Origin of the sequence: Flavobacterium sp. HJ-32-4, from assembly GCF_022532105.1 — a bacterium.
Classification (GTDB): Bacteria; Bacteroidota; Bacteroidia; order Flavobacteriales; family Flavobacteriaceae; genus Flavobacterium.
The window spans coordinates 3105072-3121693 of record NZ_CP092832.1; the positions used below are offsets into that span (position 1 = coordinate 3105072).

A 16622-nucleotide genomic window follows, 5' to 3' on the forward strand; every position below is an offset into this window, starting at 1 on the left:
CATGAAAAAGAACCTGTACCTCTACTCGACCCTCATCGCACTGGCTTTCGGCTGCAAATCGCCCAACGAGCAGGCGGAAGAAGCCCAAGACGACTTGAAAGAAGCCCAACAAGAACAGGCCGAAGCGCAATCGGAATACGACGCTACGCAGGCGACCGATACCTCTGATTACGCCAAATTGAAAGCCGGAACCAAGAAAATCATCGCCGACAACGAGCGCCGCATCGCCGAGTTCAAGGTCAAGCTCGCCAGCGAAAACGCCGAGAGCCGCAAGAAACTGCAAACGAAAATCGATACCCTCGAGGCCCGTAACGAGCGCCTATCCGAACAGCTTGACAGTTACAAAGCCGAGGGTGAGGCCAAATGGAAATCGTTCCGCAGCCGCATCGAGAAAAGCGTCGACGACATCGAACGCGACATCGACAACTATAAAAATAAAAAGGAGTAGGTTCATGAGATTCCTTTTACCCATTGTCGCCCTGACGGTACTGTTTTCCGCCTGCGGCAAGAAAGAGGCGTCAGTACCACCCGCCGAAAAGCCCTCCCGCAAAGCCACTTCGCTCCTGAATGCGGCCTCCTGGATGGAAGGCCGTTGGGAAAACCAATCGAAAGACGGTGTGTTGTCTGAAATCTGGCAAAAAGAAAGCGACTCACTCTTCAAGGGCGCGTCCTACTTCGTCGCCGGAAACGATACGCTCTTTGCCGAAAGCGTCGACCTGGTGCTGACACGCGATGGATACCTTGACTACATTGTTTCGGTTCCCGGACAAAACAACGAAAAGCCGGTTGCTTTCCGCCGCACGTCGGGCACCGAGACACAAATGGTGTTCGAGAATCCGCAACACGACTATCCGACCAGAATCGTCTATGAGCGCCGTCCGGGCGACAGCCTGGTGGCTACTATATCCGGTCACAAAAACGGCAAAACCGCGGCGGAGGTATTTCGTTTGAAGAAAGTAAAATAAGGGGGGCAGCTTTCCGGCTGTCCGCTTACGCCTCGGCCGCCCGGTGTTCCGGCAACGGGCTTTCGCGGCTTCCGTTGGTCGCCGCGCCCTCCCGGCCGTCACAACCGTCTGGCCTTCGTTGTGCCGCTTCCCATCCGGGCTGCATACTTCACAAAAAAAACCTCCGGAGTTCGCCGGAGGTTTTTTGCTTTTAGGACTTCTCTATGCTTTCGCAGGGATGTTCGCCAATATCTCAAGTACCAATTTCCAGTATTTCTGGGCGGACGAAATGCTGGCCCGTTCATCCGGACTGTGCGCACCACGAATCGTCGGACCGAAGGAAATCATGTCCATACCGGGGTAATTCGTCCCGAGAATCCCGCATTCGAGTCCGGCGTGGCAGGCCACCACATGCGGTTTGCTGCCGTTTTGCTTTTCGTATATCGACGTGACGATGTCGAGTATTTCCGATTGCACGTTCGGTGTCCAACCCGGGTACGAGCCCGAAAAGGTTACCTCGCATCCCATCAGTTCAAAAGCCGAGCGCAGGGCATTGGCGAGGTCGAACTTCGAACTTTCGACCGACGAACGCGTCAGGCATTGCACTGAAATCTGTCCGTTTCCGACCACCACACGGGCAATGTTATTCGACGTCTCCACCAAATCCGGCATATCCGCACTCATACGATACACGCCGTTATGCGCCGCGTAAATCGCACGCAGCAGGCCTTCCTGCACACCGAGATCCATGACTTTAGCCGGTAATTCCGACTTCTCGATCCGAATATCAAGATTCGGTTCTGTCGTTTTATATTCCGCCTTAATATCGTTGATGGTTTCCTGCATATCAAACACATACGCCTCATCATACATCGATGCGATGATTACCTTGGCCACGCTCTCCCGTGGGATCGCGTTGCGCAGGCTGCCGCCGTTGATTTCCGCTACCTGGAGACCGAAATTTTCAAATCCGTCGAACAGCAGTCGGTTCATGATTTTGTTGGCGTTGCCGAGTCCTTTGTGGATATCCATCCCAGAGTGCCCGCCGTTGAGACCTCTGACCGTAACCGTGTAACCCACCGAGTGTTCCGGGGTATCCTCCTCTTCATATTCCCGCACGGCCGTAACGTCGACGCCACCGGCACAACCGATGTCGATCTCGTCGTCTTCCTCCGTATCGAGGTTCAGCAGTATGTCGCCGGTGAGAATGCCGCCTTTGAGTCCGAGCGCGCCCGTCATACCCGTCTCCTCATCGATTGTAAACAATGCTTCGATGGCCGGATGCGGAATATCGGTGCTTTCGAGTATCGCCATGATGGTCGCGACCCCGAGTCCGTTATCAGCGCCCAAGGTCGTACCGCGAGCCCGCACCCAATCGCCGTCGACATACATGTCAATGCCCTGGGTATCGAAATCGAATACCGTATCGTTGTTTTTTTGGTGCACCATGTCGAGATGCGACTGCATGACGATGGTCTTGCGGTCTTCCATTCCGGGCGTGGCCGGCTTGCGGATGATGACGTTGCGGACGTCGTCTTCAAAGGTTTCGAGCCCCAGTTTCTCGCCAAACGCTTTCATAAACGCGATGACACGGTCTTCTTTCTTCGAAGGACGCGGCACGGCGTTCAGGTCGGCAAATTTATTCCAGAGGGCTTGGGGTTCGAGGTTGCGGATGTCGCTCATATAGAGGGTTGATGGTTGATAGTTCACGGTTGATGGTTCAGGGTTGATAGTTCGGGGTTGAGGGTTCAGGGTTGAGGATCAGGGTTGACGATTGCACTTTGCTCCTTTTCAACTTCTTTTCTCTTTCTTCTCGCTCCTCACTCCTTGCTCCTTCCTCCACAAAAATACTACCTTTACACCATGCCGCACAAAAAATATTGGTTGTCGTTATTCCTGGTGCTGCAGGTAGTGGTAGTCAAAACGCTTTCGTTTTTTCCGGAGGTGGTGGAGTCATTTTACAGCTGCGGACTCTACCCGTATCTCAGTTCGTTCTGGCGTTTGTTGTTAGGCTGGGTGCCCTTTTCGGTGGGGGACCTGCTTTATGGTATTTTGATCGTGACGGTCGTAAGGTGGCTGTGGCGCATCCGTAAAACCTGGAAAACGGATGGGAAAGCACACGTCCTTCGGATGGTGAATATCGTGTCGGTAGCATACTGCTTGTTTCATATCGGTTGGGGGCTCAACTACTACCGGTTGCGACTGCATGAGAAAATGGGGTTTGCGACCGAATATTCCGAGGCCGATTTGGCGGCGTTTACCGAACGGTTGATTGAGCGCACGAATCAGGCGCATCTTGCCGTCACGGGTGACAAAAACATAAAAGTATCGGTGCCTTATTCACAGGATACCATTTTTGACAGGGCGACGACGGCCTACGAAACACTCTCGGTCTCACATCCCTATTTTTCGTTTGAAAACCAAAGTACCAAGACATCGCTCATCAGCCTGCCCCTGACCTATATGGGATTTGCCGGTTATCTCAACCCGTTTACGGGCGAGGCACAGGTCAACCGCTTGGTGCCGATGTATAGCTTTCCGATGACGACCTGTCATGAAATGGCCCATCAGATCGGCTATGCGTCGGAAAGTGAAGCCAATTTCATCGGTTTTCTGGCGAATGTCTCGTCGTCTGATCCGTACTTTCAATACAGCGGCTATGCGTATGCCCTGCGGTATTGCCTTTCGGCGCTTGAAAAACGCAAGGAAGGCAGTTCAGCACCCTATCTGGTGAAAATCAACGCGGGCATCAGGGCGAACTATAAAGAGTCGCGCGACTTTTGGGACGCGCACCAAACCTTCCTCAACGACGGTTTTGAGGCCTTCTACGACACCTTTCTGAAAGCCAACAGCCAGGAAGACGGCATGGAAGGGTATAGTAAGTTTGTGGATTTGCTGGTGAATTATTATCGGACGAAGCCGCTGTAGACCGTTACCGCCGAACAGGTGTAGCGCTGTGCCTCAATTACATAAAATGATTTAATTATCAGCAACTTACGAAACGGTCCGTTCACCATCTGAAATCAGTTTTTCTACCCTCATCAGCGTTACGTAAATCCAAAACTTTAACAAAAGATGCGGTTTTCCCGTTTGCTCCATTCCTGGATTTTCCGTAAGGGATGCATCCGCCCCTTCCCTGAAGGCAAAATACGTTTTCCCGACGAGACCCTTTTACGGGAAAACCACCGAAAATGTTAAAAGTGGGGGGTTGAGGTTTTGGGTTTTGGGTTTTGGGTTATTGGATACTCCTTCTTAAGGGAGGCTATTGATAAACCGTCGTATACCCTTCTTTCCTTTTTCCTCCTCCCCTCTTTACTGTTTCCTCTTTCTTCTTTCTTCTTCTCCCCAACTCATGGTTCATCGTTCCCTGTTACTCGTTCATTCTCCCGCGTGAGGGATGGAAGCGGCAGCCCCTGACGGACCGCCCGACATTTTACACCGCAGCGGGGGCGACCGCAGGAAGCCCATGGCGCGGATGGCAAAATGCGGGGCGGGACAAAGGGCTATAGCGGACAGCCTGACGGCGCCCTGCGGGAAGTTGAATATAGAAATATACTGCATACTGCTACTGCATACTGCTACTGCCTACTGCAACTGCCTACTGCCAACTAAAATGGCGCCGGCACGCCCCACCAAAAAATCACATCTATTTTCGTAATTTCACCGCTGGCGTGTAACAAATGACCGGCGCGCCTTACTAACCCGACGTATGTCAGCAGAACTGGAGAAATCGTTTGTGCAGCAATTGCAGGCCAACCAGAACATTATCCACAAGATATGCCGGTTGTATACGAATGGAGAGGACGCCCACAAGGACCTCTTCCAGGAAATCACCATTCAGTTGTGGAAGGCCTTCCCGAAGTTCAGGGGCGAAAGTAAGTTTTCGACCTGGGCCTACCGTGTGGCGCTGAATACGGCGATTACGCTCTACCGCAAGAGTACCCGCAGCGTCGCTACGACGGAATACGACGGTACGCGGCATTTCATCCGACAGGAGGAATACAATTACGAGGAAGAGGAACAACTCAAGTTGTTGTATCAGGCGGTGCAGCAATTGAACGACATCGAGAAAGCACTCGTGTTCTTGTATCTCGAAGACAAAGACTACGCGGAAATTTCGGAAACATTGGGTATCACGGAGGTCAACGCCCGGGTGAGGATGAACCGTATACGTACCAAATTAAAAAAATTACTCAACCCCTGAAGTACACATGGAAGAGTTGGATTTATTAAAAAAAGCCTGGAAAAACGACCACGGGTTCACGGCGTTCGACGAGCGGGAGATCTATGCGATGCTCCACCGCCGATCGTCGTCGATCGTGAAGTGGATCCTGATTATCAGCATACTGGAGGTGGCCCTTTGGCTCGGACTTGGACTAACGGTTAGCCAGGACGATTATATGAGTAAAACGGTTCCGCAATGGATCAACGTTTCGTACATCGCCCTTAACGTATTGAATTATGGGGTCGTATTGCTGTTCGTTTACCTCTTTTACCGGAATTACCGGGCCATCTCAACAACAGCCTCTACACGCAACCTGATGTCGGCCATATTGAAGACCCGTCGGACGGTGCAGTGGTATGTGGGTTTCCAGTTGGGAATGATGGGGGTCGGACTGATCATCGGTATGGTGTTGGCGTATAACTATAACCCACAGACCGAGAAACTGCGCGAACTCCTCGGCGACGGCAACCACCAGGGATGGGCCATTGTCTGTGTATTTGCCGCCATCGTCTTCATGGCCGTATTCATCGGATTCGCCTGGCTGTTTTACCGACTGCTATATGGTATCCTGCTTCGAAAACTTTACCGTAATTACAACGAACTCAAACGCATAGATACACTATGAAACAGTTACTGGCCTTTATTGCCCTGGGCAGCAGCCTTTTGGCCAGCGCGCAGACGTTGGAGAAATCGCTCTTATGGAGGATATCGGGGAATGGAATCCAAACGTCGTATCTGTATGGAACCATCCACATGACGTGCGACAATACGCTTGACGACGCTACTAAAAAAGCCATTGCCACTACCAAACAACTGTATCTGGAGTTGGATATGGACGACCCCGGTATGATGCCGGGTATGATGAAAGGCATCAACATGAAAGACGGCGTAACGATGGACCGACTGGCAAGTGCTGACGACTATAAGCTGGTGGACGCCTTCTTCAAGAAAAAGATGGGCGTTGGCATCGATGCCATGAAAACGATGAAGCCCATGATGCTAAGCGCCATGCTCCTGCCCGCCGCATTGGGATGTACGCCAAAATCAATCGAGGAGGCGCTGATGACCGAAGCGAAAAACTACGGAGAGGAGACGTTCGGACTCGAGACGGTGGAAGAACAACTGGCTGTATTTGATGCGATACCCTACAAAATCCAGATGGAAGAGTTGGTGAAAACCGCGCGCGGCGACGGCCAGAACGACATGGACGAGTTAGCGGAACTGGTGAAACTCTATGGCGATAAAGACCTCGACGCCCTGGTAGCAGCCAGCGAAAAATCAGAAAACCGTACCACAGCCGAGTTTGGCGACGTCTTACTCAAAGACCGAAACAAAAATTGGATTCCCCGCATCCTGCGCCTTATCAAAGAAAAGCCGACGTTCTTCGGAGTCGGCGCTGCCCACCTCGGCGGACCTGATGGCGTTATCCGGCTGTTGCGGAAAATGGGGTATACGGTGGAGGCTGTTAAGTAGCGAATGTGAATTAGCGAATGGATGAATTAGCGGATTAGCGAATGAAATAGTAAGTCTCGGGAGATGGAATGTCAACCGGGACTTTTTTATTGTGGGAAGAGGGACGGATCGCGAGGATGGGACGTTACGTCAGCAAATTAGCGGATGTGGGAAGTAGCGTATTAGCGAATGAAATATCGAGTCTCGGGAGATGGAATGCCAACCGGGACTTTTTTATTGTGCGAAGAGAGACGGATCGTCGTGAGGATGGGACGTTAGTCAGCACATTATCGAATGTGTGAAGTAGCGGATTAGCGAATGGAAGATAAAGTCTCGGTACGTCGAATGTCAACCGGGACTTTTTTATTGTAGGACGAGGGACAGATCGTTGTGAGGAAGGGAGGTAATGTGAGCAAATTAGCTGATTACCGAATGGAACAGCGCGTCTCCGCAGACAGATTTGAAGCCGAACTTTTAATTGGTAGGATGATCAGTGAATAGCGGTATCATCAACGAATTCGCTAATGAAGTGACAGATCGCAGGCGAGCAACGTCGATCGACAGTTATTGTGCTTTAACGCGAGAAGTAGAATAAATAGCTGGCAAGAAGTGTACCATTCGCTAATCCGCTAATTCACACATTCGCTAATTCGCTAATCCACCTTCCACTCCCGCAACTTATCCAACTCTTTCTCCGTTTCGATCTCCTCCGGCGGAATCACTTTCAGGAACGACGGATGCTGCTCAATCGCAAACTCAATCTTTTCTACGATCGATTCGATGGATTCATTCTCATAATCGATCTGCAGCGGTTCCTTGATGACCAGCGATTGTAGGATGCCTTTCTTCTTGACCCGAAGTCCTTTTTTATCGAATGACCGCCGAAACCCATCGATTACAATCGGCACCACAATGGGTTTGTGTGCTTTGATGATATGCGCGGTCCCTTTTCGCACGGGTTTGAAGGATTTCGTCGTGCCCTGCGGAAACGTGATGACCCAACCGTCGTCAAGCGCTTCACGGATATTCTCGGTATCGTTCGGGTTGACCTCGCGTTTGACGTCCTGCCCTTTCGCCCGCCAGGTGCGTTCAACTGTAATGGCACCAACATAGGCCAAAATGCGTGGCAACAAGCCCGACTGCATCGTTTCCTTGGCCGCCACGTAATAGACATTCAACTTCGGACGCCACAGGTAACCGATGTTGCGGATGCTGTCTTCGCGACCGTTAAGCGACGCATAAAACACGTGGAACATGGCCACCACGTCGGCGAAATACGTCTGGTGATTCGAAATAAACAGCACATTTGTCGGAGGAAGGTCGCGGATAATCTCCGAACCTTCAATCTGTAACTCGTTGAATCCCCGATAACGACGATGCGTGACAGCGCCCACCACCAAAATCAGGATGCGCTTCAGGAAAAGAATGTGGCCGAAGGGGTTTCGCCTAAATAATGCCATAGTCGTCGGAGACAAGATTGCAAACTTACGAAAATCCGGCGTCGCGTCTCACAACTTCCAATACTTCCCGCAATTCCGCCAGCATCATGGCCGTGGCACCCCACACCATACGACCCGAGATCCGGAAGCCAGGCACCGGAATCGCGTTGCTGTAGGACGTATCCATTTGCGCGACCTCCATCGTTGCGGGATCGAGCAGAACGGCCAACGGCACTTCCAGCACCTCCGCCACCTCCGCCGGGTCTGCCAGAAAATCAGGGCGATCGGTGCAGTAACCCAAAAACGGATGCACGAGGAAATTACTGGGTGGTATGTAAATTTCAGAGAACTTGCGTACCACCCTAATCGCATGGGAAGGCACTCCTACTTCTTCAAATGTCTCGCGCAATGCTGTTGCCTCGAAGTCGGCATCGCTGTCTTCGCGTTTTCCACCCGGAAACGCCACCTGTGAGGAATGAACGCCAGGGTACGTGTTCCGTACGATCAACACGAAATGCGCCACCTCTTCTTTCGGATACACCAGCATCATGACCGCAGCCTTTCGGGTTTGGGTCGTGGCAGGGTCAAACGCCTTCATCATCCGGGCCCGCTCTAATGGTGCCATGCGTTCATGGGCATCGGCCCCGGGCAGCGTTTCTTTTTCTATCTTTGGAACGAGCCGAAGAAAAGACGTAAAATCCATAGTCTGAAATAGTGTCAGAAAGGTACGCTTTCCGGTTGAAAATGCCAATCGATGTACAGTAAAGAAGAAACGCAACGCCTGAAACGGGAATTCTGGACAGCCTTCGCCGAACGCTACCCGCGGAAGTGGTTGTTATACGACACGAAAATCAAGGATGTGTCGCTCAAGTTCCATGTCGACAACAAAAAAGCGATGGTGCTGCTCGACATCGAATCGCGGGACGACGAAAAACGCGCGGCCTACTTCGATAAGCTACAATCGCTGCAAAGCCTGTTGGAAAGTGACTTCGGCGACGATTTTGTATTTGAAAAGGACCATTACCTCGAAAATGGCAAACCGATAAGCCGTATTTCGACGACACGTAACGGACTCAGCCTCAGCCGTCGCGACGACTGGAATGCCATTTTTGACTTTTTTGCGGACCGGATGAACGCGCTCGAATCCTTTTTTCTCGAGTACGCAGATTACATTCGGGATATCTGACAAAAAAAAATGCACCTCCGATAAAAATCACGTAGAAATACGCATATACAGGTCAAAAACACGTTTTACCTTTGGACTGTACTTCTTACATAGTTCAATGGTGATGGAAGCTAACATAGTAAAGGGGTTTCTATGTTCCATGTAAATCCAACCTTAATACCATCGTCCTAACGGTGGTATTTTTTTGTGTCCTTAACTTTTTAGCACGTCGGTCATTGCCGTGTGGTAAAAACGGCTATTTTTGAGGAAAACCAAACAACATGAGATATTTCGCAGCCATACTACTCAGTATGTGCGCCGGTACGGTCTTCGCCCAAAAAGACTACACTTTTGTTTACAACACCGACTCTATCATCCACAAAGGCATTACGTTACACGATGCGGGCAACTACGCCGATGCCATAAAAGAGTACGAGAAAATTGCAAAACTAGACCCCAAGTACGCAACGGCACAATACGAAAAAGCGCTCGCACTGGCCCAAAGCGATAAGGGCGACGACGAAAAGGCCGTGCTCGAAACGTTATACCGGGAGGGGTATTTTCCGGAAAACCCCGATCTATACGTACTTTATGGCAGTTACCTGAGTGACGCTAAAGCCTATACCGAATCGGAAAAGATTTTCACGGAAGGTGCCAAGATTACCCCACGTTTCTCCCGTCTTCTATACAACCAGGCATTGTTGTATATCAGGATGGACAAACAACAGGAAGCGGTTGACATCCTCGAAGATATCATCGAGCACGATCCGCTGTATGCGTCACCACATTACATGCTGGGCGTACTGGCGCTCGAAAATGGCCGACCCACCGAGGCGACACTATCGCTACTGACCTACCTGATGATTGCCCCAACCGGACAAAACGCCGCGAAATCGATCAGCTTTCTCGATAAAAAGTTCAGCGAGAACTTCCTCGAGAAAGGGAAAGTCGTATTCTCAAAAACCGGCGATAATTTCGGTGAAATCGAAACCATCCTCCAAAACGGCCTTCCCCTTCGGAGCGCCTTTAAGGTAAAATCGGATTTCGACGAAAAGATCACACGCCAGGTCCAGGCGGTATGCGAATTCATGGCTTCCCAACCGGCTGGCGACGGCTTTTATGAGCGCACGTACGGTCCGTGGATCAAGAAAATGATGGATACGAACCAGTTCGAACCGATGAGCTACTATATGCTGCTGGTCCTGGAGGATGAATTGGGCAAAAAACTAAAATCCCAGGAAAAGAAAATCGTCAATTTCGCCAAAAAGAACCTGACGGATGACCTCGTCCCACTCATGACAACCGTCACTACCGATTTCTACGGCACAGGCCAGGCTATACGTTATGTTTATCAGGACGGACACCCTATTTTCGCGGGCCCCACCAAAGACGGAAAACTCGATGGAAAAGTGATGGCGTTCAATTCGTTTGGCGGTAAGTCGGGCGATTTGAATTTCAAGGGAGGAGACTTCGACGGACTCCAACGTTACTACGACTTAAAAGGACGTTTGACCGTAGAGAAAAACATGAAGGACGGTAAAGCCAACGGCAAGTGGACGAACTACTATGATAATGGGGAGATATCGTTGGCACAGGAGATGAAAGACGACAAGCGACATGGTGCGTTGACCAGCTTCCTACCCAACGGAGGCAAACAATGTGAGGGCAACTTCGTGGATGGTAACCGCGAAGGTGTCGTAACCTGTTACTACGCGGACGGAACGATCGAAAGCAAAGCGTCCTATAAGAAAGATATGCGCGACGGCCCCTTCACGTCTTATAACGAGGTGGGCGATATCAAGGTAACGACGTCTTTCATTGAGGATGAATACGACGGAAAATACGTATCCTACTACGATGGAAAAGCCATCGAAAGCGAAGCAGTGTACGCCAAAGGCAAAATACAGGGCGAACTGAAGTCGTATTACGAAAACGGCAAGGTAAAGGCCGTCACCACCTACGTCAACGGAAATCCTTCGAAATCGGAAAGTTACGACCCGAACGGCGTATTGTCGCAAACCACGGCCTTCAACGACAAAGGAGAGACACAGGTGGTCACCTACTACGACGACCACGGCGAGCGCTACTTCGACCATAATTTCAAGTCCGACGACCTGAAAGCCGGCGTCCAGTATACCCGCAACAACCCAAAACCGGTACCCGTCAGCCTTTCCAAAAAGCCCTTCATCATCAAAGACCTCGACGGACACGTGCTCACCAAGGGCGAATACGAAAAAGGGATGCGCACCAAAGTCTGGGAATACACCGATCGTTTCGGGAACCTGGTATCCAAGATTCCATATAAAAACGGCGACATCGACGGTGTACTCTATTTTTATAACGACGACGGCTCGCTGGCCTCTATTGAAGCGCGCGATAAAGACGAAGTAAGCGGTATTGACGAGGGCTACAATTATGGCGTCCTCTCCTCTGTCGAGCATTACGAAGCCGGAAAAACAAATGGGCCTGCGACCTTCTATAATCCCGACCGATCTATCCGCCGCGAGCGCTTTGACGAAGCAGGCGAAACCCTCCGTGATGTCGAATATTGGTCAACGGGAAAAATGCGTGAAAACGACTACCTGATTGAAGACGAAGTATACAAGCGGGATATCTTCAATCCGTCGGGCGAAAAGGTAACCACCGTCGACTTCCGGAAAATGAATGGTAAATTCTCCTACCGCTATACCCCGAAAAGTGAAGGCTACGACATAACACTGGTCAACGGAAGTTTCCACGGCCCGTTCAAAACCACTGAGCCGGACGGCAGCATAATCGTTGACGCCCAATTCCGGAATGGTCGCCTGAATGGCACTTACAAGCGAAACGGACCCGCGAACGTTCCCATGAATGAATACGCGTACTACAACGGTCTCCTACATGGTGAGGTCCGGATGTATGACCTGAACGGCAACCTCCGCACGATACACCATTATACCTACGGCAAAGCCTATGGAGCGGTGCAGCGTTTCTACCTTAATAAGAATAAGTTATTTGAATATACGGAATTCGACGGCAAGCAAACCGGCGAGATCACCTATTATAACCAAAAAGGCGAACCGATCCTGAAAGTATACGACACGAACGACCATCCGGAATACTACATCCGGTTCGGCAAATCCGGACAACTTGACGAAAAGGTTGAGATCAAAGACGGTACCGCCGATATTGTCTCTGTCTATCCAAACGGAAAAACAGCCGCCTCCTTCCGTTATATCAGGGGGATGATTGACGGAAAATATGCGATATACAATGCCGATGGCAAACCGGCCCTTGAAGCAGACTATAAAATGGGATTGTACGAAGGAAAACGCACTGAATACTACGCAAACGGAAAACCCGCCCGCATCGAGCGTTTCGTCAACGGCGACCTTGACGGACTATACGAAAGCTTTGGCGAGGACGGAAAACTGCGCCTTCAGGCAAATTACAAAAACGACAACCTGCAGGGCGATGTGCTGATTTACACAAACGGTGTCGTCACTAAAACAAAAAAATATGATTCGGGTTTCCTTGTGGAGGTCAAATAACAACGTGCTATACAGCTTTTTGCTGCTTGTTGGAAGCGTTTCCTATGCACAGGAACCGCTCGAACAACTGCGAAAACAATACGAAGGTTTCAACGAAGTCGTGCTCGATGATTCGCAGGTCTACGACATTTCGATAGAAGACCGCAAATTGAAAATTCTGCTCGACAACCGCTATGAGTCGATGATCCTGTCGGAAACGGGCATCGGCAATAACGAAGAGTCGTTTTCGTATTCCGACCTCGTAAAACTCAAGCGATATGAGGCCTGGTCGGTCATTCCGAACAACGGCAAAGAGAAGAAAATAAAAGTAACGCAGGTCACGGAAAAAGGGGCCCGGCAAAGTTCGGTGTTCTATGACGATGTGCGCGAGCGACGCCTCGTGTTCCCAAACCTCGAAGCCGGAGCCAAGAAAGTATACGAATACCAGACCGAGTTCACCGATCCCCATCTGTTGCACAAATTCGTCTTTGGCGGCGGACTGCCCGTACGACAATCCACACTGGAAATCAGGGCAGAAAAGGATATCGAAATCGGGTACAAGGTATTCAATGACCCTGACAACCGTATCGAGTTTACGACCACCGAGAAGAAAGGAAACAAGATTTACCGGTGGACGTTGCGGGATGTAAAACCCATGAAGTACGAGGACAATACACCCGGCTTCCTCTACGTGATGCCCCACATCAATGTTTTCGTGAAGGAATATAAGGTCGACAACAAACGTATCGACGTACTGAACGACACAGATCGCCTGTTTGCCTATTACCAGGGATTTGTGAAAGACCTCAACAAAACGGAAGTGCCTGCGCTGAAAACACTCGCGCTCGATATCACAAAAGACTGCGCGTCGGATGAGGAAAAAGTGAAGGCTATTTTTTACTGGGTAAAAGACAATATCAAATACATCGCTTTCGAAAACGGCTACGAAGGGTTTATCCCCCGGGAAGCGGGCACCGTATTCGAACGCCGTTTTGGCGATTGCAAAGACATGGCCAGCATCATTACCTCCATGAGCCATTACGCCGGTGTACCCGATGTATCGATTGCCTGGATCGGTACGCGGTCGATTCCCTATACCTATTCCGAACTCGCCACACCTGCGGTAGACGACCACATGATCGCCGCATATCGAAAAGACGGCACCTACCTTTTCCTGGATGCTACGGACAAAGACACGCGATACGGCATCCCAACCGCATTTATCCAGGGGAAGGAAGCCTTGGTAAACAAAGGTGACAGCTATGAAATCGTGACCGTGCCCGTCGTGCCCGCTGTGCAAAACCGCATTTCCGAAACCGTAACCCTCACGCTTGAAAAAGACAAACTCTCCGGCTCCGGAAAGGTGTCGTATGAAGGCTATAGCCGAAGCCACCTGCTCGCACAAATCGGCGACGCCTCTAAAAAGACGCGGTTCGACATGATAAAAGGACTCGTGTTGAAAGGCAACAACAAATTCCAGTTGAAGGAATTCACGGAAGCGAACCTTGCCGATCGCGAGAAACCCTATGTCATCGACTATAGCTTTGACCTTGACAACTATGTCGTGAAAGCCGATAACGACATCTATATCAACCTTTGCCTCGACAAATACTATGAGCGGGCGGATATCGAAAAAGACCGCGTGAGTCCCTACGAGTTCGACTTCCTCACGGCTACCCAATCGCGCTATGAACTGGCGCTGCCAGCGGGCTATACCGTACAATACGTTCCGAAAGACCTGCTGCTCGACAACGACCTTCTGGTGGCTTCGTTGAAATACCAGACAACGCCCGGAAAAGTGACGCTTGACCTCAACATCCAACAGAAAAAGATGTTGTTTACGAAAGACGATTTCTCGAAATGGAACGACATCGTCAAAACCCTTCGAAAAAACTATACCGAATCGATCATCCTCACCCAGAAAAAATGAAACGACTTTTGTTCGCCGCCGTGCTGATAGCGGCATCCTGTTTGCCCGTTATGGCCCAGGATTATTCCTTTACTACCTATGACTGGGTACCGAAACCCGGCGTCATCTCCATCCCCGAAAAGTATAAGACGGAAAAAGAAGCCATTCTGGACCGCCATGTAAAAATTGAACTGTCCGTTTCCGGCAATGTGGCGAAACAATACTACCTCTTCCACGAACAGCGTTTCGTGAACTCGCCCGATGCCGTCGAACGAAACAACCGCATCTACATCCCTTTCAACATAGACGAAAGCGTGCTGGCGAACAAAGCGCGTGTGATCCTGCCAAACGGAAAGGTCATTGTGCTCAAATCGGACGATATTAAAGAAGAAGTCGATGAAGAACGCGGCGTCAAACTGCACTATTTCGCTATAAACGGACTCGAACAAGGCGCCATTATCGAGCGACTGTTCGTGTTGGAAGAAGGTCCTGAATTAAAAGGCAAAACCGTCCGATTGCAGGCAGAATACCCTATTGCGGCACTCGACTTCCAGTTCATCTATCCCAAACACCTGAAGTTCAAGACGAAATCCTACAATGGCGTAGCAGAACCCGTGGAAGATACAGCCAGCGTAAAAGAAAAAGTCGTATTGGGAATCAAAGACACCGACATCGCCGGATTATCAGAAGACGAAGCGTACTCCAACCTCAGCGCCAACGTCCGGATGTGGCGCTATAAGCTACAGGCCAACTATGCCAACGGCGCCAACAATATCAATAGCTTCAAGGAGTTCGCCACGAACCTCTACGAGCGGATGAACCCCGAGTTTTCAAAGAAAGACCAAAAAGCCATTGACGATTTTGTGGCGCAGATTCCGAAGTCGTCCGATCCCGAAGAACAGATCTGGCACGTCGAGAACAAGGTGAAGAAGTCGATCAATTATAACCGCTTCCTCGAGTCGCGCGAGAAATTTGCTGACATCCTCACATCCAAGCAAGCCAACCAGACCGAACTTTTGATGCTCTACCTGGCGCTGTTCAAAAAAATGGGCATTGAGAACCAGGTGGTATTCACCTCGGATCGCGAATCGGTGCCGTTCGACCGCGATTTTGAAAGCTATGAAAACCTCGATGATTTCCTCTTCTATTTCCCGGCGGTAAAGCATTATTTGGCGCCGCTGTCAGTGGAATACCGCATTCCGTTATTCCCAACCGGACTGGGGCATAACAACGGCCTTTTCGTAAAAGGAAAAACATTCGCCGGCGTGGCGATGGGTATCGGTGAAATTGGGTTTATCGAACTCCCGGGGTCGGATATCACCCATGATTACCAGGACATCACCATCGATCTCACGAAAGATATGGACAGTCCGCACGTCACGGCAAAAATGACCTATGGTGGGAATTCTGCCATCAACTTCCAACCCATAAAAGATTTTGTGGACGCTGAAAACTATAAGAAGTTCCTCAAACAAATAGCCGAAAACTACACCGCCCAGGCCGAATATGAAACGTTGACAACTGAAAACGACGGCCTTGACAACGTCGGACGGAAACCGTTTATCATGAACCTCACGTTCGACGGGAAAGACCTGATGCAGAAAGCCGGAGGCAACCACCTTTTGTCGGCCGGACTCGTGATCGGACGCCAAATGGAATTGTACCAGGAAACCACGCGTGTACTGCCTGTTGAGATCGACTATCCGCACTATTACACCCGCACCATCCGCCTGTTGCTGCCGAAAGGGGCAAAAGTGAAGAACCTCGAGAAGTTCGACATGGACTATAAATGCGAATTCGACGGGAAAACACAGTGCGCCTTTACCAGCAAATGGAAACAGGAAGGTGACGTGGTGACCATCGAGAATGTGGAGTATTACAACGCTGTAAAATACCCGCTGGCCTCTTTCGAAGCCTATCGGAAAGTCATCAACGCCGCCGCTGACTTCAACAAAGTGGTCTTGGTCGTGACAGAATAA

Annotated in this window: 13 protein-coding genes; 10 read left to right on the top strand and 3 right to left on the bottom strand. The window is 50.4% G+C overall.

Annotated features, from left to right (window positions below):
* Nucleotide 1: 1 nt before the first annotated feature.
* Together MKO97_RS13365 and MKO97_RS13370 are read left to right on the top strand one after the other, a co-directional pair.
* Nucleotides 2–448 (top strand): hypothetical protein, encoded by a 447-nt coding sequence (locus MKO97_RS13365; protein WP_241103712.1) that lies wholly within the window; start codon nt 2–4, stop codon nt 446–448.
* 4 nt (nt 449–452) lie between these two features.
* On the top strand, nt 453–965 hold the full coding sequence (locus MKO97_RS13370) for a DUF6265 family protein (protein WP_241103713.1): 513 nt from the start codon (nt 453–455) through the stop codon (nt 963–965).
* Nucleotides 966–1166: 201 nt separating this feature from the next.
* Here MKO97_RS13370 and MKO97_RS13375 read toward each other — a convergent pair whose 3' ends face one another.
* Nucleotides 1167–2627 (bottom strand): aminoacyl-histidine dipeptidase, encoded by a 1461-nt coding sequence (locus tag MKO97_RS13375; RefSeq protein WP_241103714.1) that lies wholly within the window; start codon nt 2625–2627, stop codon nt 1167–1169.
* Between the two features lie 180 nt (nt 2628–2807).
* Between MKO97_RS13375 and MKO97_RS13380 the strand changes: the two genes are divergently transcribed.
* The 4 genes from MKO97_RS13380 to MKO97_RS13395 all read left to right on the top strand — a co-directional run bounded on the left by MKO97_RS13380 (nt 2808) and on the right by MKO97_RS13395 (nt 6642).
* Nucleotides 2808–3872: a DUF3810 domain-containing protein gene (locus tag MKO97_RS13380; protein WP_241103715.1), complete on the top strand. Its 1065-nt coding sequence runs from the start codon at nt 2808–2810 to the stop codon at nt 3870–3872.
* A 781-nt stretch (nt 3873–4653) separates the two neighbouring features.
* The gene (locus MKO97_RS13385) at nt 4654–5148 is read left to right on the top strand and encodes an RNA polymerase sigma factor (protein ID WP_241103716.1); all 495 of its coding nucleotides are present in this window, start codon (nt 4654–4656) and stop codon (nt 5146–5148) included.
* A gap of 7 nt (nt 5149–5155) precedes the next feature.
* Nucleotides 5156–5794: a hypothetical protein gene (locus MKO97_RS13390; RefSeq protein WP_241103717.1), complete on the top strand. Its 639-nt coding sequence runs from the start codon at nt 5156–5158 to the stop codon at nt 5792–5794.
* Nucleotides 5791–6642, top strand: coding sequence for a TraB/GumN family protein (locus MKO97_RS13395; protein ID WP_241103718.1), 852 nt, complete (start codon nt 5791–5793; stop codon nt 6640–6642). Before MKO97_RS13390 ends, MKO97_RS13395 begins: the two co-directional genes overlap by 4 nt.
* A gap of 632 nt (nt 6643–7274) precedes the next feature.
* Here the strand turns inward: MKO97_RS13395 and MKO97_RS13400 are convergent.
* Nucleotides 7275–8081 (bottom strand): 1-acyl-sn-glycerol-3-phosphate acyltransferase, encoded by an 807-nt coding sequence (locus tag MKO97_RS13400; protein ID WP_241103719.1) that lies wholly within the window; start codon nt 8079–8081, stop codon nt 7275–7277.
* 25 nt (nt 8082–8106) lie between these two features.
* On the bottom strand, nt 8107–8763 hold the full coding sequence (locus MKO97_RS13405; RefSeq protein ID WP_241103720.1) for a CoA pyrophosphatase: 657 nt from the start codon (nt 8761–8763) through the stop codon (nt 8107–8109).
* A 51-nt stretch (nt 8764–8814) separates the two neighbouring features.
* On the opposite strand from MKO97_RS13405, the gene MKO97_RS13410 reads away from it, so the two are divergent.
* The 4 genes from MKO97_RS13410 (at nt 8815) to MKO97_RS13425 (ending at nt 16622) form a co-directional block, all read left to right on the top strand.
* Nucleotides 8815–9246: a DUF4268 domain-containing protein gene (locus tag MKO97_RS13410; RefSeq protein ID WP_241103721.1), complete on the top strand. Its 432-nt coding sequence runs from the start codon at nt 8815–8817 to the stop codon at nt 9244–9246.
* Nucleotides 9247–9506: 260 nt separating this feature from the next.
* A complete protein-coding gene (locus MKO97_RS13415) occupies nt 9507–12755 on the top strand; it encodes a toxin-antitoxin system YwqK family antitoxin (RefSeq protein WP_241103722.1) in 3249 nt (1082 codons plus the stop codon).
* Entirely contained in the window at nt 12724–14664 is a 1941-nt protein-coding gene (locus MKO97_RS13420) for a transglutaminase domain-containing protein (RefSeq protein WP_241103723.1), read from the top strand. Before MKO97_RS13415 ends, MKO97_RS13420 begins: the two co-directional genes overlap by 32 nt.
* The gene (locus tag MKO97_RS13425) at nt 14661–16622 is read left to right on the top strand and encodes a DUF3857 domain-containing protein (RefSeq protein WP_241103724.1); all 1962 of its coding nucleotides are present in this window, start codon (nt 14661–14663) and stop codon (nt 16620–16622) included. Before MKO97_RS13420 ends, MKO97_RS13425 begins: the two co-directional genes overlap by 4 nt.